Genomic DNA, 22,795 nt, shown 5'->3' on the forward strand with positions numbered 1-22,795 from the left:
AGATTATACCTTGTCTACTTGAATTCTTCCAGGGTCTTTTTAATGATGTCGATCGCTTCGAGTAATTGTTTCTTCTTAATTACCAAAGGCGGCGCAAAACGAATTATATGTTCGTGGGTAGGCTTAGCCAACAAACCGTTATCCCGCAATTTCAAACATACATCCCAAGCCGTCTTTCCATTCTTCGGCTTAATTACCACGGCATTCAATAAACCCTTACCGCGAACCGACTCGATCATATCGGATTTTATCTCTCCTACCTTCTTCCGGAAAATTTTACCTAATTTTTCGGCATTTTCTACTAATTTCTCATCTTTCACGACCTGTAAAGCCGCCATAGACACTTTTGCCGCAATCGGATTACCACCATAGGTAGAACCATGCTCTCCCGGCTTAATGGTCAACATAATCTCATCATCGGCCAACACGCAGGAAACAGGCATTGCGCCCCCGGATATGGCTTTTCCTAAAATCAAAACATCCGGTCGGACTCCTTCATGATCACATGCCAACATCCGCCCCGTACGAGCCACTCCGGTTTGTACCTCATCAGCCATAAATAACACATTATGGGCCTTACACAAATCATAAGCCTTTTTCAGGTAGCCATCCTCAGGCACGAACACGCCGGCCTCTCCCTGTATCGGTTCCAACAAAAATCCCGCCACGTTAGGATCTTTCAACTCTTTTTCCAAGGCCGGAATATCATTATAAGGTATACGTACGAACCCAGGAGTAAAAGGTCCGAAACCCGCGTAAGAAGAAGGATCGTTAGAAAGGGTTACAATCGTAATCGTACGACCGTGGAAATTATTATCGCAGACAATGATTTTTGCCTGATCGGCAGGAATACCCTTCACGTCGTATCCCCAACGACGACAAAGCTTTAAAGCCGTTTCATCCGCTTCTGCCCCGCTATTCATCGGCAACACCTTATCATACCCAAAATACTCGGTGATGTATTCTTCCCACTCGCCTAAAACATTATTATAAAATGCCCTGGAAGTCAACATCAGCGTTTTGGCCTGATCGGTCATAGCTTTCACGATCTTCGGATGACAATGCCCCTGATTCACGGCAGAATAGGCGGAAAGAAAATCAAAATAACGTTTCCCGTTCACATCCCATACAAAAATTCCTTTTCCTCTCTCTAACACCACGGGTAGCGGATGATAATTATGAGCACCATATTTGGCCTCACGATCCATGTAATCTTTTTCTGTCATTTTTTTAATATTAGTTGGTTATACGTATTCATGTAACGTTCCCAATTTCATTAAAAAAAAGGAAAAAAACAATGACATATGAATCGAAAATAAAAAAGAGCATACAGAATATTAATCTTGTACTTTATTATCAACCGTTTGCATATCTTCCGGTAAAGTTTTTTTCCGTTTGAAAAAACCAAAATATTTTCGTAACAACTCTTTGAATGTATCGAAAGTCTCTTGATAAGAGATACCGACCCCTTGAACCGTCTCCGTGGCATTGTACGTGATCTTCTCATCCGTATGAGAATAAGCCTTCAATTTTAAAGTACCTTGCTTATTGATTTTTACATCCACGTCAAAATCTCCCGTAATCGGACTATTAGAAGTCGTTTTAGCCTTTTCGACCACATTACCGTTAGCAGAAATAGTCACCCGGTTGTTCCAAATTTGAGTGGAAAGAGCCAGTTCGAATTCATTGGTAGTCACCTCATCCCCGGGACGGTAAGAGAACCCTATATCGAAATTATTGCTGATTTGCGAGAACCAACGAGACAACTGGTTAGAAAGCAACTCACTCGCGGTAGTCACTCCCACCTGATAGCCGGCACTTCTCTCCTCCTTACCCTCCAATTTATCTACGTAATCCGGAGTGTAAAATTTATTCAATATCAAAAGAGAAAACATCTGCTTATTGATATCATCCTGACTGGCGAAAAGACTTTGTATCAAACTTTTCATCTGGGCATCCAAAGAAGGGAAATTAATACTGAAGTTCACGGAAGGATTCATCAAATTTTCTTTCAAGTTCAACACGCACTCCACGGGTACCTTGGTTGTCCCCTTCTCCATGCCGGACAATAAATCATTCAACGACGTTTTTAAATGATAAACAGCACTCATATCAATGATAGCGTCATCCAAAGAGCCATTCCATTTTATACTTCCCCCGGGAGTCAAAATAAATTTTTTGTTGACCAAATTACTCAACGTGAAAAGATAATCCCCTTTTTCGATTTTATATTCACCAAAAACATTTAATTGACGGTCTTTATCCAAAGAAACTCTGATATCCCCACTTCCCACCGTCTTCAATATATCCCCGATCGTAGGATCAAATATAATCTGTACCTCCAGATTATTATTAATCTCCAGGTTAGCATTCAGATCGACCCAATCTGCCAAGGAATGCTGAAACTCCAAAGGACGCCTCAGGGTATCCGACCGCTCGTTACCCATGAAATGCAAAAATTGTCCGCTATTTTCCGAAGTGGCCGATGTCAGGGGAACGTATATTTTAGAATGAGGTTCCGTCTTTATATTAACAGCAAAATTAGTCGGCCCGTTCAAATTGTGCATACGAGTCAGCCCGCTAATATACAATTGACCATAGAAAGATTCGCCTTGTTCCATACGCGTATTCAACACCATGAAATTCTTTAATTGTACATTCACATCATACAAACTGCTTCCTATATCGTAATATCCGGAACAAGTCGCCTCGTTGGAAGCGGCATCCCGAATAGCAAAACGATCCAGTAAAATTCTGTTGTCTCTTATCTGTATCCGGTCGTCAATAGAAAAATCCGTATTCAACCCGGTCAAAGCGAAGGAAACAGTATCCATGCCTAAAAATCCGTTGACCTTAGCGTCCTCCATCGTTCCGGCCAAAGATAAATCACCGAAAACCGAACCCGAACCCTTTTTGATAAGATCCGGAAAGTAATCAGATACATATTTCATATCAATACCGGAGAGGGACATATTTATGTTTATACTGTCCGAAGAGGGTTTATAATATCCCGATATAAACAACGGCACCTGATCACCGATCTGGTCCGAGACCTGCATTTGTAATGCACTCCCCGGAGCATCCCAAAAAGAACGGATCTTCATTGTTCCCAACGTATCCTGATTTATACCCCACCGATTTACGTCTACGTTAGCATAAACCAAACGATCTTTATAAAAATCGGACACGTTCACCCGCCCGACTACTTTTCCAAAAAGTTTCACCTTATTATCGAAAATAATCCTATTAAACTCCGCCAGATCAAAATTATCAAAAGAAACAGTAAGCGTATCCCTCGGACTGCTACCGATTTTTCCCTGCAAGCTAAAACGTTGATCGCCACGATAGATAACAAAATTATTCACGAAGATATTTTTATCCTCTTTTAACAGAAGAGCCCTCTCGACCTGCCACACGCTATCCGCCATAACGATCGTACCGGGATTTACAAAAACTTGTGTAATATACCGGTCGTGATACTTCATCAATCGTAAGTTAGCCGACAAGGAACCGGAATATGTTTCCTTTTCCCAATTTCCCCATGAAAGGGCATTGTCCACGTCATTGGTCTTTATATTCGTCACGTTGCGAACATTATACAATCGTCCTATACGTTTGTATTTCAATTCATCCGCGGTATATATACATTGTAAAGTCGAAGAATCGCCGATCGCCCGGATTTTCGAATGATACAAATGCATATCTCCCCAACGCAACGTGTCCGCTTCCACTCTCACTCGCAAACTCCCTTGATAATCATTGAAATCACAGGAAAAGCTCGTCCCGTCTGAAACCGTTAACTCGGGATAGATAACTTTCAACACGGGACTTATTTCTTTGAGTGCCGCTTCACAAATAAAATTCGTCCCCGGTCTCAATGCTTTATCTACAGCATAGCGATAAGCCGGGATATAACGACAGATCAGATTATCCACAAAATCTTCGAAAGTAAGCCCCGCGTAAAAACCTTCCACGCGTACATCCGCCATGGAAGAGCGTAAATCTGTCAATCCATAGTCCTCTATCTTTTTATGATCCAAACGTATCGAATCGACGGTAAACTTTCCCCGGATATTTTCATACGAGAGATCTGAAACGGATAATTTCACTTCCGCATCTTCGTTTCTTTGTTCGTAATTACCGAAAAAACGGAAACCGAAGGATTCTCGTTCTCCAAAAACAGGCGTATTCCACGAGTCCCAATGCCGGACATGCAACTCTCCCGACACATCCGCCAGTCGAATCGCATCCCCCCCGTACGTATAGTCTAACGCGACTCTGGCCTGTATACTGTCATTTTCCACGAATGAAGAAAGTTGCATGTAGTCGTTATCGCTATGAACATCCAAAGCGATATTTCGCACCGAACCGTGAAACAGGTTTACATGGCCAATTCGGCTATTCAAGGTAAAAGCAGACGATGAATCTCTCAAGTACCCCGTGTATTTCCCGAAATAAGAACCATTCCCCAAATAAGATTGTCCGGTAAGAAACCCATAATCCACATGATAAAAACGGAAGCTTCCATGGTACCGATGCCCGGCTATCGTATCCGGTTTATAGGTTAATCCTATACTCCCCAAAAGCCCGGGAGTCTCACTTTTTGCCGTTAATATGAAATCTTCTATTCTACCCTTAAAATTCCCTTCCAAATCAAAAGTCCTGTATTTATGCAACAAGTCCGGCAATTTTACATAATGACTTTCCAACCAAGGCATGTAAATACCTTCCAATTCCTCAGAAGCAATTCTACTATCCCGGAACGTGATATCAAAATCCGTCTCCCAAAAACGGGGTAATCCTATGGATTTAAATTCCCCTTTAATAACACTTTTCTCCCCAAGGTAAATTTCCAACCGACGCCCCTCCAATCGATTTACCGTACTCGAAACCTCCCCACTCGCGACAATGATATTATTCATACCCAACAACTCCCCGTTAAAATAAGCCAAATCGTCAAAGTGTAAAGTGGAAGGAGAAAAAACATACCGCTGTTTCATCTTTTGGGTGAAAAAATGCCAATACCTTTCGTTCGGGACCCAATTGTATTGCAACGTATCCAGGTAAAGTTCGCTTCTTTCTGTCTGTATCAAGCCTTTGGTAATCAACAATTGATCGTCTTCTGCCAGGATTCTTGCGGATAAATTCAATAAACGAAACCCGGATTTTTCTTCCAATGTCAATCCCGAAACATATGCCCCGTACCTACCTCCTGAAAAATCGATATCGGAAATCACTACATCCAACTTCCGACAGTCCACGTCTGTCCAATTGATCCCATACTCCTCAGGCTCATATTCATCCTCCGCGTATTTGAAACGACAATCCTTCAAATATACCTTGGACAAATTTACATTCCATTCCAACGGAGATGCCGAAGTAACGGAAGAGGACAAGGTATCCCTTGCATTGGAAAGAACATCCAACCACAACTCTATATTCGTGACACCTCCCTCTTTACCTCGCGTGACCCACAGATTAAAAAGGGCTTTCTCAAATCCCATTTCCGTCACAGTAAAACGCCGTTTCACGAAACTAACGGAATCCACCTTCGTTACCAAACGTTTACAAAACAAAAGCGTATCTTTCCGGGCATCTTTTATCAGCACATCCTCGAGTACCAACGATTCGATCGGGCGGAAGTTTACCCTCCCTATGGAAATTTCCGTCCCCGTTTGCCTCTCGATCTGACGGGTAAAAAACTCCACAACCCTCGTCTGTACCCAAGGAGTCATAAATGCCAAATAAAGGATTGCGACCAGTAGTCCCAACCCCACCAAGCACGTAGATAGTATACTTATTATTTTTTTTATAACACAGCCGTTTTAGTTGAACGCAAATTTATTAATATTGCAGAACATTTTATGACCAGAAAAGGAAAATAATTTGAAAAATTGAAAATGAATAGATTTAGCGGTAATGCAATTATAAATTCATGTTCTACTGTTCATTACAAACGCAAAACAATTTTATCGCATTTGCCTGCTCCGGTCATGTTAATTCTAAATTAAAAAACAATGAGTATTATTATATTAGGGATCGAATCTTCCTGCGACGACACCTCTGCCGCAATACTGAAAGACGGTGTGGTATTATCCAACGTCATTGCCAGTCAGAAAGTACACGAGGCTTATGGCGGGGTAGTTCCGGAATTAGCATCCCGAGCCCATCAACAAAATATCATACCCGTGGTTGCTCAAGCCTTAAAACTTGCCGGAACCTGTGCCGACGAGGTTACCGCCATAGCTTTCACCCGGGGTCCGGGATTACTGGGTTCACTGCTCGTGGGGACCTCTTTTGCCAAAGGCTTTGCCATCGCCAAACAAATACCTATGATCGAGGTTAATCATTTACAGGCACATATCTTGGCTAATTTCATCAAAGAACCGGGTATTGAAGCCCATCATCCTCAGTTTCCTTTTCTCACGTTATTAGTATCCGGAGGCAACTCCCAACTCATTGTCGTTCGGGATTACCTCGATATGGAAGTAATCGGACAAACCATCGACGATGCGGCCGGGGAAGCCTACGACAAGTGTGCCAAGGTCATGGGACTCGGCTACCCCGGCGGACCGATCATCGATCGCTTAGCCAAAGAAGGGAATCCGCAACGCTTCTCTTTCAACAAACCACAAATACCGGGTTTGGATTACAGCTTCAGCGGATTAAAAACATCCTTCTTGTATTCCATCCGGGATGAAATAAAAAATGATCCTGATTTTATACAGCACAATTTGAACGACCTTTGCGCTTCATTGCAAAAAGCAATCATCGATATACTTATGGCTAAACTAAAAAAAGCAGCCAAACAGACCGGGATCAAGCAAATTGCCATAGGAGGCGGTGTTTCTGCAAACACTGGATTACAAAAAGCCGTACACGCAGAAGCGGACAGACTCGGATGGGAGGTATATATCCCCCGCCTCGGTTTCTCGCTCGACAATGCAGGAATGGTAGCGGTCACGGGATATTACAAGTACCTAAAATCCCAGTTCATCGGTTTAGAAGCTCCTGCCGATGCCAGAATGAGTTTAAAAATTTGACAACAATATAAAAATTCATTTATTAAATTACAATCACATGAAAATATTAGTTACGTATAATATCCCTCATGAATCTTTTACAGCCTTGGGTAAAGAACACACGGTAACTTTGCCGGAGGGAGAATTCTTCTCTAAAGAAGAGTTAATAAAAATGGTTTCTGAATACGATGCTTTATTAGGCATATTCACTCGTCCGATCGATAATGAGGTCATTGAAGCCGGCAAGAACCTGAAATTAATCAGCAATTTCGGCGTCGGATTCAATAACATCGATATCAAATTCGCCCGCTCGAAAGGTATTGCCGTCTGTAATACGCCCAAAGCCGTCTGTTTCCCGACCGCAGAAATGGCCATGGGACTTATGTTAAGCGTGGCCCGCAGAATTGCAGAATGCGACCGTCGTTTAAGAGTAGAAAAAGAGAGCATGTGGGGAACCATGAAGAATTTGGGCTACACACTCGAAGGAAGGACACTCGGTATCATCGGCATGGGTAACATCGGGAAAACAGTAGCCCAGATGGCGTCCGTTTTTCGGATGAAAGTGATCTATCACAATCGTCGTACTACCGTCGAAGGGTATGAAAAAGTGGATCTGGACACGCTTTTACAAAGATCCGACTTCATTTCCATCCATACGCCTCTTACCGATGACACCCGGCACATGATCGGGAAACGGGAATTAAGTTTAATGAAACCGAGTGCTTTTCTGATTAACACGGCCCGAGGAGCTGTAATTGACGAACAAGCTTTGGCAGAATGCCTCCTGAACAAAAAAATTGCCGGAGCAGCCTTGGATGTTTTCGAAAACGAACCGCATATCAACGAAATCCTTTATAGCCTGGATAACGTGATACTGGCTCCGCACAACGGTACCGGAACCATCGATACCCGCATCGCTACCGGACGGGAAGCGGTCGACAACATATTGAACTTTTTCAAGGGAACCCCGACCAATGTGGTCAACTAAATACATGAAAGAGGAACAATCCGGATTGTTCCTCTTTCATTTTATTTCCCGGGACACGGAATCGTAATTTTCAAATAAAGAAATAAATAGCTTCATTTATTTAAATACCTCTCGATTTTCACTCAAAAAATCGATCACAACTATTGCAATATATACAAAAAACCCTATATTTGCACCCGCTAACGACAAGCAAACGTTCTTTGAACAAGGGCAGTTACCAGAGTGGCCAAATGGGGCTGACTGTAACTCAGCTGGCTTAGCCTTCGGTGGTTCGAATCCATCACTGCCCACGAATTTTTAATAGCGGATGCAGAAAGCATCCGTGATTGAAAAAAGTTTACCGTCAAAAGTCCGTTTTTGGAAGGTTAAATATTTTTCAATCAACAAGAAAGACTTCGTCTTTCGTTAGTAAAAATTAGTAAGGTCTCCCCCTTCAGGACCGCCGAGCAAAGTGAGGCCATCCATACGGGAGAGGAACTTATATCTGCGGAAATAGCTCAGTCGATAGAGCACTAGCCTTCCAAGCTGGGGGTCGCGGGTTTGAGTCCCGTTTTCCGCTCTACGAAAAAGCACTTACAAAAGTAAGTGCTTTTTTTACATAACGTTGGCACGTTTTGAAACACGATCATCATCAACACCTACCTGAATTATTATTTCCCGTTCAAAAGAATCAATTCGTACCCTTGACTACCGAGTCCTATTTTCTCCGCGTACTCCAAGGTATGTATTCCATGTCGCGATTCCATACGTTCTATCAGATGAACGCGTCCGTGATCAGAAGAGGCATAAATAAGGTCGATGCAGGCCTTATCCAGTGCCACCGGATCGAGTGAAGCCAAAATACCGATATCGCCCATTTGAGGATCGGCAGGACTGGAATCGCAATCACAATCCACCGAAAGATTATTCATCACGTTGATATAAATAATTTTGTCCCCGCAATGATCGGCAACAGCTTTGGCCGCCTCAGCCATCGTCTCTAAAAAATCATCCTGAAGCGGATGTTCCCAATTAGTAGTGCTCTTTCCTGCCGAATGAATAAGAAGTTTACCAGCAGAAGAAGCAATACCGATAGATATATTTTTAACGGCTCCGCCAAAACCGGCCATGGCATGACCTTTGAAATGTGAAAGTACCAAAGTGAAATCGTAATTCTTAAAATGCGAACCGACAATGTCCTCGGTAATGTGCTTACCTCCTTTGACCGGCAGACGAATTTCACCTTCGGCATCCATAATATCAACCGGTGCGATCGCCGTAAAACCGTGATCCTCCGCTGCCTTCAAATGAGCTTCCGTCGTTGCCCGTCCTCCCCCGTAGGCCGTATTACACTCGACAATCGTACCGTTCACGGCTTTTATCAAATCACCGACCAATGCTGGTTTCAGATAATTATTGCCGCCCGGTTCTCCCGTACTCAATTTAACGGCCACTTTTCCGGTCGCGGGACGATTCAACGCTTCGTAAATACGTTTAAGACTCCGCGGGGTAATCTCTTTCGTCATATATACTTTCGCCGTCTTTTTCGTTACAGCCCCCCGTCCGTCAGAATTTTCTTCCCGCAACGTCTGCCTGTCTCCCTTTTCCCGGGAAGAACTAAAAACGGAAAAAGGCAGTATAACCGCAACCATTAATGTAAATACACTTTTTTTCATACCGATCTTTTTTATTATGTTTAAGATATTATTCTCCCTCTTTCCACCATTCGGTAAATACCTGTGTCGCGGCAAATTTTCCTTTGTCCGAGGTCAACCGTTGGGTAAGAATAAGATTTCGGAATTGTCCGTCACGATAATCAGGCGAGAGCTTCAGACGTTCCAAACGTTCACCATGCGAAGCTTTACCGAAACTGGGATGATCAATTATTATCACCGTAACAATACCAAGAACCACAACAATCGCCACAATAATTATCAATGTCATACGTACTATTTTCATTCGTAATTCTCTTTTTATCCGATACAAATATAAGTGCAGAAAAAAAACAATTGGTATACCGATTACAGATATCCTTACCATTATTACAGATCAAAAATAAAAAATCCAAATAATAAGAAAAGGAAATTGAAATCAAGGCTTAAAAATAGAATTTCCAAGCTTCGATAAACAGGAAATTCAAATCCATTATTTTCTTTCGATTTCTGCTTCCGTTTACCTATCAGTCTCTTCTTAATACATTATTCCCTAACAATTTATGCGATCGGTAATATTGGTATGACAATCCGTAATCCGTATATGAACATTTTAACTCATCCGACATAATTTTGTCATATAAAATAGATCAAATAAACCCTTTTTCACCGAAGAATATAAACCTAAAAACAAGAAAAGATGATTACAAAAAGCTTAATATTAATTATGACGATTATGGCAATATTCAGCACAGATTCAGAAGCGCAAAAAACATCTACCGAAAAAAAAGTATTGGTTGTTTATTTCTCCCGTAGCGGAAATACCCGGGCAATAGCGAACCATATCAAAGAGTTTACGGGTGGAGACCTGTTTGAGATTCAAGTGGCAAAACCCTATCCGGCGGAATACCGCGCATGTACGGACGTCGCTAAAAAAGAAAAAGAGGCCCATGCCCGCCCGGCCCTCAAAACCAAAGTCGAAAATATTGCACTGTACGACACTATATTTATCGGTTATCCGAATTGGTGGGGAACAATGCCTATGCCCATACTGACATTTATCGAAAGCTACGATTTTTCCGGTAAGCTTCTTATCCCTTTCTGCACTCACGGAGGCGGAGGCGAACAGAATTGCTTTACAGATTTCGTAAAGCATACAGACAAACAGGAACACAAAAAAGGTTTTTTAACGAACGGCGAGAAAGCAGAGAGCTCACGCAAAGAGGTAGAGAAATGGTTGCGTGAAATCGGAGTTGTAAAATAAAGGTGAAGGAACAAACCCAAAGGGGGGCGGTACATACCTCGTGCAGGCGGCAAGAGAATTTCAAGATTCATCTTACCGCCTATTCTTATCCATGTATCTGTTTCACAAAAAAACGAATCCGTAAAATTGGTATAACTCTCTGTAATCTGTATACAAAACATCCCCCTTCAACTCTTTAATTTTGTATCAACATCAACACGACCAAGTACTTAATGATTAAAACAGTAAAAACGATCCAATCCCCGGAGACATGGGAATCGAGAAAAAAGAACATAAAACAATAATCTACGGGAAAATCGGGTAAATCTATTTTCCGGTATACGAATATTTACTTTTAAAAAATAAATATCATGTTACGTACTATCAGACGAACAATCGCCATCGTGAGTTTTACCCTCATATCCATGCTATTCCTCGACTTCACGGGAACAATACACACGTGGTTCGGATGGTTGGCCAAAATACAACTTCTACCCGCTTTACTGGCATGGAATGTTGGCGTGGTGGTATTTCTTATCATACTAACGTCGGTATTCGGACGCATCTATTGTTCTGTCATTTGTCCCCTCGGTATATTTCAAGATACCATCTCTTGGCTGGCCGGAAAACAAAAAAAGAATCGCTTTCACTATTCGCCCGCTTTATCCTGGCTACGATACGGCATATTATCCGTGTTTATCATGGCTTTATTCGCGGGCATCGGCTCGTTAGTCGCCTTACTCGATCCTTATAGCACTTACGGCCGTATCGTTTCGAATCTGTTTGCATCCCTTCGGCAATGGGGAAATAACCTATTGGCTTATGGAGCCGAAAGGATAAACAGCTATACGTTTTATTCCGTTGAGGCATGGATGAAAAGTACAATGACGCGGTGCCATTCATCCGATTACCCCAGCGGATAAATCGGCGATACAAATCGGTCATGCCGTATGGGTAAAAGAAAATTGCATTCCTCTGACCGACGGAGTTAGCTGTGGCAACTGCGCTCGCCATTGTCCCACAGAGGCGATACATATGGTCACCTCCGATCCGAACGTATCGACTTCACCCCGGATTCCGGTAGTAAATACAGAGCATTGTATCGGCTGCGGAGCTTGTGAAAATTTATGTCCGGCCCGCCCTTTTAGTGCCATTTACGTGGAAGGACACCAGTCGCACCGAATCGCATAACCTATTAATAAAAATAACCTCATTTCTCTAACGATTGATACAAGCAACGCGATGATCGAAAACTTAATTCACTTACTGCATTCAGACCAATACTCCTGCGTGATCGCCAACAACGAATCGATCCGTACTTTCAAACAACCCGGAATAGCCGATTTATACGGCTTACTTCGCCAGGACGCTCCCTTCCTACAGGGAGCCGTCATTGCAGACAAGATCGTAGGCAAAGCGGCCGCCACATTGATGATATTGGGAAATGCACGACGGATATACGCGGACGTTGTCAGTCAACCGGCCTTGGATCTATTACAAGACACTAACATCCGGATTGACTTCGGACAACTTGTTCCTTTTATTAAAAACCGGATGGTGTCCGTTGGAATCCGCCTGCTTTGAGGTAAAATCGACGCAAGATATCTTCTCCACGATACAAAACTTCATACTTAACAATAGGAAATGAACAAGAAAATAACTTATATTCTAATAGTCAACTTTTTACTATTTTTAGAATTAGATGTATACTCCCAAGAAGACAGTACCCGTTCGACTAAAAACTACACGATAGATGAAGTTGTCGTTACGGGGACGCGCAATGAAACGGAGATCCGTCATCTCCCCATGAGTATATCGATAATCAAACGAAACCAGATCGAACACAGGTATGAACAATCTTTGTTACCCATACTGACAGAACAAATACCGGGATTTTTCACTACAAGCCGGAGTATTATGGGATACGGCATATCCACGGGAGCCGCCGGGAGTATGAGTTTACGCGGCATCGGAGGCAACCCCACAACCGGCTTGCTGATATTAATAGACGGTCACCCGCAATACATGGGACTAATGGGGCATCCGTTGTCTGATGCCTATCAATCCATGTTAGCGGAGAAAGTGGAAGTCGTACGAGGTCCAGCATCCGTTTTGTACGGTTCAAACGCTATGGGTGGCGTCATTAACATTGTCACTCGTAAACAACAGGATGATGGTATAAAGAATCACGCGAGAGTAAGTTACGGCTCTTACAACACCCTGACAACCGAACTCTCCAATCAAATCCGGCAGGGACGCTTCAACAGCATCGTGACCGGTTCTTACAACCGGACCGACGGCCACCGTTCAGATATGGAATTTGAGCAATACGGAGGTTACGCCAAACTGGGATATGAATTAAATCGGGTTTGGAATTTATTTGCAGATATAAACCTAACCCATTATAACACGTCCAATCCCGGCACGATGACCTCTCCCGTTTTCGATAACGATTCACGGATTACCCGTGGCGTAACCTCTTTCTCTCTCGAAAATAACTACAACCATACATCGGGAGCCTTAAAACTCTACTATAATTGGGGACGCCATAAAATCAACGATGGCTATTCCCGCGAAGAAGAACCGCTGAATTACCGGTTTCATTCCACCGATAAAATGTTAGGCCTCACCTGGTACCAAAGTGTAACGCTATTTACCGGTAACCGAATAACCGTCGGTGCGGATTATCAACACATCGGAGGTGAAGCTTGGAATAAATTTCTGAATGGCAATCACACGGATATAGTCAACAAATCGGAAAATGAAATAGCCGGATACATGGATTTTCGGCAGTCTATCGGAAGAATCTTTACCTTCAACGCGGGAGTTCGGATAGATCACCATTCCCAAAGCGGAACAGAATGGATTCCTCAAGTCGGGATAAGTACGCAATTTCAACCGAACGCCGAATTGAAAGCCTTGATGAGCAAAGGATTTCGAAACCCGACACTTCGAGAACTATACATGTTCGGTTCGAAAAATCCGGATCTCAAACCAGAACGGATCATGAGTTACGAACTTTCCTGGTCCCAACGTCTAATGAAAAATACCTTGTCGTATGGAATAAACCTTTTCCATATCAACGGCGACAATACCATTCAAACCGTAGTTATGGACGATAAACATCGTAAAAATATCAACACCGGAAAGATTGAGAACTGGGGAGTTGAAACTGACATGTCTTACCGACCGAATCGTTCCTGGAATATATCAGCCAATTACAGTTGGTTACGAATGGTGCATCCTGTTATTGCAGCCCCCGAACATAAACTGTATGCCGGAGCCGACTTTACCCGGGGAAGATGGAATATATCAACGGGAATAATGTATGTCCGAGGACTTTATACAGAAGTCAAACCTTCCAAGATAAAAGAAGATTTCATATTGTGGAACATGCGGGGAAGTTACCGGGTCTTCCGCTTTGCAGACCTTTTCGTACGTGGAGAAAACTTGCTTGCACAAAGTTACGAGATCAATATCGGCTATCCGATGCCCGAAGCCACGTTTATGGGGGGAGTGAATATCAATTTTTAATATGAACGAATATGAAAACTACAAGCGTAAAACTTTACTCGTTACCGTACAACGAAACAAAAACCTATTGGGTAACCATCTTATTCATGAAAGGGATCGGTAAAGGAGTACGCAGTTTCAAAGAAGGAATGAACGGTATGGATACCACAAATGAAAAAACGAAACCGGAAAAAGAAGAGTCATTAAAGCCATGAACGAAATCGACGGCAAAAAAAACAGACTTTCTGGGAACATCTGGATGAACTAAGAGTTTACCTGTTGAAGATAGCGGTTGTAACCATCGGATGCGGAATCATAGCCTTCCTGTTTAAAGAGGAACTGTTCACCGTCATTCTGGCACCCAAACAAGACGATTTCATCACCTACAGGATCTTTCATCTCATTTGGAACCGGCTGTCTCTTCCAGAGGTAAATTCAGGAATCTTTTCCGTCAAATTGATAAATACGGGATTGGCAGAGCAATTTATCATTCATGTAAAAACAGCCCTATATGTAGGCCTACTCTGTGCTTCTCCTTATATCCTGTATTTGCTGTTCCGTTTCGTCTCTCCCGCTTTATACACCAAAGAAAAAAAATACGCTTTACGAATGGTCGGCGGTGGGTACGCTATGTTCATAACAGGTGCGGCACTAAACTACTTGATAATTTTTCCGCTGACCTTCCGTTTCCTCGGCACCTATCAAGTGAGCACCGAGGTCAAAAATATGATTTCGTTACAATCGTACATGGATACCTCTATTAATGATGAACCTGATGATGGGAATTGTTTTTGAAATTCCCATTTTATGCTGGCTGCTCGCCCTGTCCGGATTTATCTCCGCTCCGTTTATGCGACATTACCGCCGGCATGCGATCATAACCATTCTCATCATTGCCGCTATCATCACTCCGACATCGGATGTATTCACCCTCTCCCTGGTTGCCATGCCCATGTTTTTACTCTATGAATTAAGCATTCTGCTTGTTAAACGTACTGTTTCAAAGAAAATTAGAACAAACAATAACAATTGAACGACCTACTTCTCTCCATGTATTCGTCGCAGTTAATCAATAAAAACGGCATCTAATAACTAAAAAATTAGTTGATTCGATTTTTTTTCATATATTTGCTCAAAGTACTAATAAAAAATAGAACCTGCTAAGACCTCTGCTATGAAAATATTACTCACTTCAATAGGAGTTATTTGTGCTCTTACGCTTACAGCCCAACATTCGGACAACTGGATTAAAAATCTGATCATAACCGGTAAATACGCAGAGGCAGCCATTTATATTGATTCGTTATTCGAAACGGGAACAGAATCTTCCTCCCTCCTTTTTTACGCGGGTAAGACCAACGAAGAACTAATGCGTTATAATAAAGCTTATCGATATTACAAAAAATGGTATTCCCGTGACACCGCCAATCAAGACGCCAAACTGGCCATGGCTCGATCTGCCAATCTGGCCGGACACCAAACGATCGCATTGAAATATTATGAACAATTATCACGAGAAGATCCGGTACATTTTCTCATCAATTTTTCTTTAGGACGCCTCTATCAGCAGATTCCGGATTATCCTAAAGCCATACAGGTTTATACGAGATTATTAACCGTAGATTCTACCAACACTTCATTACTTTCCAGCCTGGGAGATTGTACGAACGGACTGAACCTTACTGCAGATGCTCTATCTTTTTATATCCGCGCTTTCGAACAGGATAAAAGAAACGGGAAAATCGCTTTGAAAGCGATCAATGCGATACGCAAAGACAAAAAAGTTTGGCCCGAATGGATGGATACAATCATCGCTTTAGCAGACACGGCAATCCGGTATAATCCGAATTACCCGCTCCTGGCACAAAGTAGGGGAATATTAAAATACTTCGATAAACGTTACAAAGAGTGTGACACGATATTTACCAAATTAACCGAAGGAGAAAGAGTTTCACGCGTAACTCTCAAATATTACGGCTTAACTCTATTCCAATTAAAACGCTTTTCCCAGGCAGAAAAATGGCTTGCCCAAGCAGATTCGTTATTTCTGGATGAAGAGGGCAATCACACGGATCTCGACGTTGCCCTGAGATACGGAGAAGCATTAATTCAAACGGGGAATCCTTATAAAGCGCTCCAGATTTTTCGGGAGGTGGAAACACAACTACAACCGGACAACACGTTACTTTCCCGAATTTCAGTAATGAACGGTAATGCTTACAGCACCTCCAAAGAGAATAAAAAAGCCGTACTCGCCTATTGGCAGGCTTATAAACTATACCCTGCAAACAAACAGGCCATCGCCAATCTGACCTATCTTTGTCAACCGAAAGATTCCGACGAAAGTATACTTATGTCACAAGGTATACCCAGAGAAAAAATGTTGTTCACCTGTATTCTGTTCCTGAAAAATTACAATGTCAAAAGTCGGTACACGGAAATCATGCAGGAGTACTGCAGAGAAGTTTTAAATCATGCCTTGAGAGAAGCCTTTCTGAAAAACACAAAAAAACTCACGGCAAGAGATCCAGAAGGTAAAAAATACACCTATTCTTACCGTGAACTTCATCGTCTTGCCAATCCTCCCGAATCTCCGGCCCCCTCGACACCGCCGGTACCGTTAACACCAAAAGCCATGTAATCTATTTCAAATACCCGCTTTTTTCTGCTTACCGGAAATCGTCTCTATATCCAAACGTAACACATTGGTACGATGGAAAGAAGCAGTAATGTATTTCTCGGCCATTTCCACATAATCCGGAGAATACTTCTTTACGATCAAACGCAACGCATGCAAACGTTCACATTCCGGAAGCCCTTCCGAGATCATCCCGAACACTAAGGTACTTTCGTATTCCGTGGTAAACTTTTCCGGAATAACGCGTGTCTTTCCTACCACACAAAAACTTACCCGATTGTCCTTCTTCAAATTGTTTAACTTCATTCCTTCCGGAGCACAATGGAAATAGATATGTTCATCCTCCAGTACATAACTTAAAGGAAGTCCGTATCCGTAACCGTTCTCTCCGACCATAGACAAAATGCCGTATTCTCCCTTCTCCAAAAGCCGGATCGCAGTCTCCCGGTCCAATACCCGGTCTTTTCTTCGGATTGTATCGAATTTTTCTTCCATGATCCTTCCGTTTTAAACAGATTAACAAATCTAATATTTTACAATCTTTTATATGTGATTTACCGTATAAATGTTACCGAAATAAACGAAACCTTTAATTTAAACTATAATAAATCTGCAATGGAAAAAATGTTTTGTTTTCAATGCCAGGAAACAGCCAAAGGAAGTGGTTGTACCGTCCGCGGCGTATGCGGAAAAACGCCTGATGTCGCCAATCTCCAGGACCTCTTACTTTTTTTGTTAAAAGGAATCGCCCATTACAGGGTACAGCTACGAGCGCTGAAAGCCGTAGACCATTCCGCCGACCAATTTATCCTCGACGGACTTTTTATGACTATCACCAACGCCAATTTCGACAGGGACCGGTTTATAGATAAAATAAAACGGGCACTTCTTTTGCGGGAACGATTAAAACAAACCTTTTTGGACAAAAAAGGGGATATCCGAAACATCACATTCGAAGGGGCTTACTGGCAGTGTGATTCCACAGAAGAAATGGAACAAAAAGCAACAACCATCGGAGTCCTATCCACCTTAAACGAAGATGTACGTGCTCTACGGGAACTTCTTATTTACGGAATAAAAGGAATCGCCGCTTACACGGAGCATGCTTACAACCTCGGACAAGAAAATCAGAATATATACGAATTCATAGACCGGGGATTGGTGGCCACCACTTTGAATCTATCCACGGAACAACTTATTCAAATGGTGCTCGAATGCGGTAAAAACGGAGTAGATGCGATGGCCTTGTTGGACCAAGCAAACACAACCGCCTATGGAAACCCGGAGATTACAAAAGTCGATATCGGAGTAAGAAATAACCCCGGAATATTGATTAGCGGCCATGACCTTCGAGATTTGGAAGAGTTGCTAAAACAAACGGAAGGTTCGGGCGTCGATATCTATACCCATAGTGAAATGCTCCCAGCACACTACTATCCGGCATTCAAAAAATACAAACACTTTGCAGGTAATTACGGGAATGCCTGGTGGCGACAAGTATACGAATTCCAACACTTTAACGGTCCCATCCTGTTTACCACGAACTGCCTGGTTCCGCCGCATCCCGATGCTCGCTATGCAGATCGAGTGTATACCACTGGTTCCGTGGGATTCCCCGGCTTCAAATACATTCCCCGGAACGGGAATCGACCCAAAGATTTCAGTGACATAATTGCTCATGCAAAAAAATGTTTACCGCCGGAAGCGATCGAAACGGGTTCCATCACCGGCGGATTTGCCCATCATCAGGTTATCGCTTTAGCGGACAAGATCGTAGAGGCGGTAAAAAGCGGTAAGATCCGTAAATTTGTTGTAATGTCCGGATGCGACGGTCGTATGAAAAGCAGGGAGTATTATACGGAATTCGCCCAAAGGTTACCGCAAGACACCGTCATACTTACTTCCGGATGCGCTAAATACCGTTACAACAAACTTCCTTTAGGAGAGATCGATGGCATTCCCCGGGTTTTAGATGCCGGACAATGCAACGATAGTTATTCATGGATAAAAGTGGCCAGTAAATTAAAAGAAATATTCGGCGCAAAAAGCATCAATGACTTGCCCATCGTTTTCAACATCGCTTGGTACGAACAAAAAGCCGTCATCGTGTTGTTGGCATTACTCTATCTTGGAATTAAAAACATACATGCAGGGCCAAGCTTACCGGCATTCTTCAGTCCCAATGTTTTAAAAGTGCTGGTAGAAAAATTCGGACTGTCGACCATATCGAACGTAGACGATGATTTAAAACAACTTATCAACCGTTAAAATCAAAATAAAAGATCATCTCGTGGTCAAGGTGGGATCTGGGTCCATTCATTCCGGATTCAGACTCGCCTGACCATAATAGATGCCTATTTTTCATATCACGGGGAAAAATTATTCAGGGGCTACCGGAGCACGCAAACTTTTGACGAATCCTTTATCTTTACTCCAAAATCCTTACCTTTGCGGCAGGCAAACAAAGAGTGCAGCGGATTATATTCACGATCTGATCGAGGAAGGGGAAAACAATTTTACCCACGACCTTTCAACTCCTTTAAATCCCGGATCATCATACGGGCAAAACGTTCGGAGGCACCCGGATCTCCCAGACGACGATTTACTTCTTCGTACTCCCGCAACATCTGTACTCTGGGGCCGTCATCCGGCAATATCGCCGACAAGGCTTTCAATAAGTTCTTTTCGTTCAATTTCTGCATCAACAACTCTCGAACAACCTCTTTTCCGGCAATCAGGTTAACCAAAGAGATATACTTTACCTTTACGAAAGTTTTAAAAAGAAAATAACTGAGGGCCCCCCCTTCCCCGCTGTAACAAACGACCTGAGGAGTCTTCAATATAGCCGTCTCCAACGTCGCCGTTCCGGATGTTACCAAGGCACATCGTGCCTGCTTTAACAATCTGTACGTCTGGCCATACACGATCCTGATATCCAAGCCCTTTATATAAGGAGTATAATCCGTATCACTCATGGAAGGAGCTCCGGCGATCACAAACTGATAACCTGGAAAATGTTTTACCATCGATAACATCTCAGGTAAGACATGCTTTAATTCTTGAGAGCGACTCCCCGCCAATAAAGCAATAATCGGTTTATCGGGGAGTTGATTACCCCGGATAAAATCCGCGTAACTTTCATCTTTGAAATCCCTATCATGAATAGCATCTACCAAAGGATTTCCGGCATATTGAACCGTGTAATCAAATTGCCTGTAAAAATCGACCTCAAACGGGAATATGACATACATCCGGTCTACCAGACATTTAATTTTTTTTACTCTCCCGGTATTCCATGCCCATATTTTAGGTGAAATATAATAAAAAACAGGGATGCCGGCAGCTTTTATAAATTTGGCCACCCGCAAATTAAAGCCCCCATAATCGACCAAAATAACCACATCCGGTTTCCACGCCAATATATCCCGGTGGCAGGCTTCGATATTTTCTTTAATCTTACCCAGATTTTTCAATACCGTGAGAAATCCCATGATAGCCGTATCTTTGTAATGGCGTACGATCTCGCAACCGGCATTTCTCATTAAATCTCCCCCCCATCCCCGTATAACGGCTTCCGGATCTTCCCGTCTCAATCCTTTGATTAAATTGGAAGCATGTAAGTCTCCCGATGCTTCTCCCGCAATAATGTAATATTTCATATTATAACTTTATCATCAATACCGAAGCATAAGCGGTCACCCCCTCTTCCCGCCCCTCGTATCCCAAATGCTCCGTGGTCGTTGCCTTAATGGTCAGGTCTTCCGTTTCCATTCCCAAAATCTCTGACAGACACTCCCGCATTTCCAATACCCGCAATTTAATTTTGGGCCGCTGCAAGCAAATGACACAATCGATATTACCGACAGTATATCCTTTCGCATTTACCATATCGATCGTCCGCTTTAATAAAACCTTACTGTCAATTCCCTTATAAGCCGGATCCGTATCCGGAAAGTAAGAACCGATATCATCCAATCCGGCTGCACCCAACAAGGCATCACAAATAGCATGAATCAAAACATCTCCGTCCGAATGAGCCACACATCCCTTTTCATGTTCCAACTTAATTCCTCCCAACCAAAACTCTTCCCCCTCGGCCAAACGATGTACATCTATTCCAAAACCCGTTTTTATCTTCATAACAATCAAATTATTAATTCCATATTTCGATAATATCCCCTCATTAATCCTCAGCATACCGAGAAGGATACAAATACGAAAAGACAAAATAACTAATATTTCATTTCAATTCCTACGACTAAGCTCAAATGCCTCTGTTTTTAACCATAAAATCATTACTTTTGTCGCAGAACAGACGGAAGATTTACAATTATAATAATTAAAGATTACAATGCTTATCGAAGGGAAGAGAGTAGCCTATATCACCTTGGGCTGTAAATTGAATTTTTCGGAAACGTCAACGATAAAACATAGCCTGGAACAGGTAGGGACAATAACGGTAGGAGAAAAAGAAGGAGCTGATATCTTCGTGATAAACACGTGTAGCGTTACCGACATTGCAGAAAAAAAAGGACGTCAGATGATCCGGAAAATCATCCACCGTAACCCGGGAGCCTATATCGTCGTCGTCGGATGTTATGCCCAACTTCGAGCTCAGGAAATCATGAACATCAAGGGAGTAAACATGGTACTCGGTGCCCGGGACAAATTCAATGTCGCACACTATTTGCAACACCTCGAAACCCAGGAAACCATCCCACCTCACTCTTGTGATATTTTCCGGATCGAACAGTTCGATTTGGCATATTCTTACGGAGATCGTACCCGTTGCTTTCTGAAAATTCAAGACGGTTGCGACTACTTTTGCAGCTATTGTACCATCCCTTACGCCCGGGGAAAAAGCAGGAGCGCACAAATAAAAGAGGTATTGAAAGCCGCACAAAGCGCCGCAGATAAAGGTATAAAAGAGATCATACTAACAGGCGTCAACACAGGGGATTTTGGCCGGGATACCGGTATGTCGTTTTTTGAATTACTCCGGGCATTAGATCAATTGGACGAAATACCCCGGTTCAGGATTTCTTCCATAGAACCCAATTTATTAACGGATGAAATTATCGAGTTCGTTGCTGCATCCAAACATTTTATGCCACATTTTCACATACCGTTACAATCCGGAAATAACGAGGTTCTGAAACTCATGAGACGGCGTTACAACCGCGAACTTTTTGCTGAAAAAATAGGAACGATCAAGTCTCTTTTACCCGACGCTTTTATCGGGGTGGACGTCATCGCCGGCATGCGGGGTGAAACCGAAATATTTTTTGAAGACGCCCGAAATTTTATTTCCGAATTACCCATCTCTCAACTTCATGTATTCCCTTATTCAGAACGTTCGGGAACAAAGGCGCTGGATATTCCGTTAATTGTTACCACACCAGAAAAGCACCGACGAGTAAATCTATTATTAGACATTTCAGAACAAAAACTCCAATCTTTTTATCAATCTTTTCAGGGAGAGATTCGCCCGGTACTTTTCGAAGAGAGTGAAATTAACGGCTCGATGGGCGGGTTCACAGATAATTACATTCGAGTCGAACTCCCCTACGATCGTACGTTGACAAACCAAATCGTTCCCGTTAAATTAGGAGAAGCCAACGAAAACGGAAATCTCACGGGAAAAATCCAACTCATTCATTATTGACCTCTACAAGCATTCCGTTTTTTCGCTCCAAATACCTCTTCCCGAATAAAACAGGTGGATTTAAACCATCCATGATAAGTTATTTCTGTTTTATT

16 protein-coding genes, 2 tRNA genes and 2 pseudogenes are annotated in these 22,795 nt (G+C 42.6%); 13 read left to right on the top strand and 7 right to left on the bottom strand.

Annotated features, from left to right (window positions below; translation table 11 throughout):
- Positions 1-14: 14 nt before the first annotated feature.
- Positions 15-1,226 carry an ornithine--oxo-acid transaminase gene (rocD, locus tag DMB45_RS13485; RefSeq protein ID WP_041504396.1) on the bottom strand — a complete coding sequence of 404 codons (1,212 nt, stop codon included), beginning with the start codon at positions 1,224-1,226 and terminating at the stop codon, positions 15-17.
- A 111-nt stretch (positions 1,227-1,337) separates the two neighbouring features.
- Positions 1,338-5,735 (bottom strand): translocation/assembly module TamB domain-containing protein, encoded by a 4,398-nt coding sequence (locus tag DMB45_RS13490; protein ID WP_110688850.1) that lies wholly within the window; start codon positions 5,733-5,735, stop codon positions 1,338-1,340.
- 282 nt (positions 5,736-6,017) lie between these two features.
- On the opposite strand from DMB45_RS13490, the gene tsaD reads away from it, so the two are divergent.
- From tsaD to DMB45_RS13510, 4 genes are all read left to right on the top strand, one after another.
- Positions 6,018-7,043 carry a tRNA (adenosine(37)-N6)-threonylcarbamoyltransferase complex transferase subunit TsaD gene (gene tsaD, locus DMB45_RS13495; RefSeq protein WP_041504394.1) on the top strand — a complete coding sequence of 342 codons (1,026 nt, stop codon included), beginning with the start codon at positions 6,018-6,020 and terminating at the stop codon, positions 7,041-7,043.
- Between the two features lie 37 nt (positions 7,044-7,080).
- Positions 7,081-8,010 carry an NAD(P)-dependent oxidoreductase gene (locus DMB45_RS13500; RefSeq protein WP_041504393.1) on the top strand — a complete coding sequence of 310 codons (930 nt, stop codon included), beginning with the start codon at positions 7,081-7,083 and terminating at the stop codon, positions 8,008-8,010.
- Between the two features lie 208 nt (positions 8,011-8,218).
- Positions 8,219-8,300: transfer RNA gene (locus tag DMB45_RS13505), tRNA-Tyr, on the top strand.
- Between the two features lie 196 nt (positions 8,301-8,496).
- Positions 8,497-8,569 (top strand) — tRNA-Gly (locus DMB45_RS13510).
- A gap of 91 nt (positions 8,570-8,660) precedes the next feature.
- Here DMB45_RS13510 and DMB45_RS13515 read toward each other — a convergent pair.
- Positions 8,661-9,665 (bottom strand): DUF362 domain-containing protein, encoded by a 1,005-nt coding sequence (locus DMB45_RS13515; RefSeq protein WP_082027519.1) that lies wholly within the window; start codon positions 9,663-9,665, stop codon positions 8,661-8,663.
- 28 nt (positions 9,666-9,693) lie between these two features.
- Entirely contained in the window at positions 9,694-9,933 is a 240-nt protein-coding gene (locus tag DMB45_RS13520) for a hypothetical protein (protein ID WP_146216453.1), read from the bottom strand.
- A gap of 444 nt (positions 9,934-10,377) precedes the next feature.
- Between DMB45_RS13520 and DMB45_RS13525 the strand changes: the two genes are divergently transcribed.
- From DMB45_RS13525 to DMB45_RS13555, 7 genes and pseudogenes are all read left to right on the top strand, one after another.
- Positions 10,378-10,905, top strand: coding sequence for a flavodoxin (locus tag DMB45_RS13525; RefSeq protein ID WP_235375106.1), 528 nt, complete (start codon positions 10,378-10,380; stop codon positions 10,903-10,905).
- A gap of 350 nt (positions 10,906-11,255) precedes the next feature.
- Positions 11,256-12,075, top strand: a pseudogene (locus tag DMB45_RS13530) (4Fe-4S binding protein).
- Between the two features lie 51 nt (positions 12,076-12,126).
- The gene (locus DMB45_RS13535) at positions 12,127-12,468 is read left to right on the top strand and encodes a DUF1893 domain-containing protein (RefSeq protein WP_394341866.1); all 342 of its coding nucleotides are present in this window, start codon (positions 12,127-12,129) and stop codon (positions 12,466-12,468) included.
- A gap of 60 nt (positions 12,469-12,528) precedes the next feature.
- Positions 12,529-14,418, top strand: a complete 1,890-nt coding sequence (locus DMB45_RS13540; RefSeq protein ID WP_041504389.1) for a TonB-dependent receptor plug domain-containing protein — start codon at positions 12,529-12,531, stop codon at positions 14,416-14,418.
- An 11-nt stretch (positions 14,419-14,429) separates the two neighbouring features.
- Positions 14,430-14,612, top strand: coding sequence for a hypothetical protein (locus tag DMB45_RS13545; RefSeq protein ID WP_041504388.1), 183 nt, complete (start codon positions 14,430-14,432; stop codon positions 14,610-14,612).
- A 40-nt stretch (positions 14,613-14,652) separates the two neighbouring features.
- A pseudogene (tatC, locus tag DMB45_RS13550) lies at positions 14,653-15,430 on the top strand (twin-arginine translocase subunit TatC).
- Positions 15,431-15,571: 141 nt separating this feature from the next.
- Positions 15,572-17,038 carry a tetratricopeptide repeat protein gene (locus DMB45_RS13555; RefSeq protein ID WP_041504387.1) on the top strand — a complete coding sequence of 489 codons (1,467 nt, stop codon included), beginning with the start codon at positions 15,572-15,574 and terminating at the stop codon, positions 17,036-17,038.
- A gap of 6 nt (positions 17,039-17,044) precedes the next feature.
- On the opposite strand, the gene DMB45_RS13560 is transcribed toward DMB45_RS13555, so the two are convergent.
- The gene (locus tag DMB45_RS13560) at positions 17,045-17,530 is read right to left on the bottom strand and encodes a pyridoxamine 5'-phosphate oxidase family protein (protein WP_041504386.1); all 486 of its coding nucleotides are present in this window, start codon (positions 17,528-17,530) and stop codon (positions 17,045-17,047) included.
- 129 nt (positions 17,531-17,659) lie between these two features.
- On the opposite strand from DMB45_RS13560, the gene hcp reads away from it, so the two are divergent.
- Positions 17,660-19,303: a hydroxylamine reductase gene (hcp, locus tag DMB45_RS13565; protein WP_041504478.1), complete on the top strand. Its 1,644-nt coding sequence runs from the start codon at positions 17,660-17,662 to the stop codon at positions 19,301-19,303.
- A gap of 248 nt (positions 19,304-19,551) precedes the next feature.
- On the opposite strand, the gene lpxB is transcribed toward hcp, so the two are convergent.
- Both lpxB and ispF read right to left on the bottom strand, forming a co-directional pair.
- Complete coding sequence (gene lpxB, locus DMB45_RS13570) at positions 19,552-20,694, bottom strand: lipid-A-disaccharide synthase (protein ID WP_041504385.1); 1,143 nt, start codon at positions 20,692-20,694, stop codon at positions 19,552-19,554.
- Between the two features lies 1 nt (position 20,695).
- Positions 20,696-21,175: a 2-C-methyl-D-erythritol 2,4-cyclodiphosphate synthase gene (gene ispF / locus DMB45_RS13575; protein WP_041504477.1), complete on the bottom strand. Its 480-nt coding sequence runs from the start codon at positions 21,173-21,175 to the stop codon at positions 20,696-20,698.
- A gap of 211 nt (positions 21,176-21,386) precedes the next feature.
- Between ispF and mtaB the strand changes: the two genes are divergently transcribed.
- Complete coding sequence (mtaB, locus tag DMB45_RS13580; protein ID WP_041504384.1) at positions 21,387-22,700, top strand: tRNA (N(6)-L-threonylcarbamoyladenosine(37)-C(2))-methylthiotransferase MtaB; 1,314 nt, start codon at positions 21,387-21,389, stop codon at positions 22,698-22,700.
- Positions 22,701-22,795: the final 95 nt, after the last annotated feature.

This window comes from Sanguibacteroides justesenii (assembly GCF_003204205.1).
Taxonomy (GTDB): domain Bacteria; phylum Bacteroidota; class Bacteroidia; order Bacteroidales; family Marinifilaceae; genus Gabonibacter; species Gabonibacter massiliensis.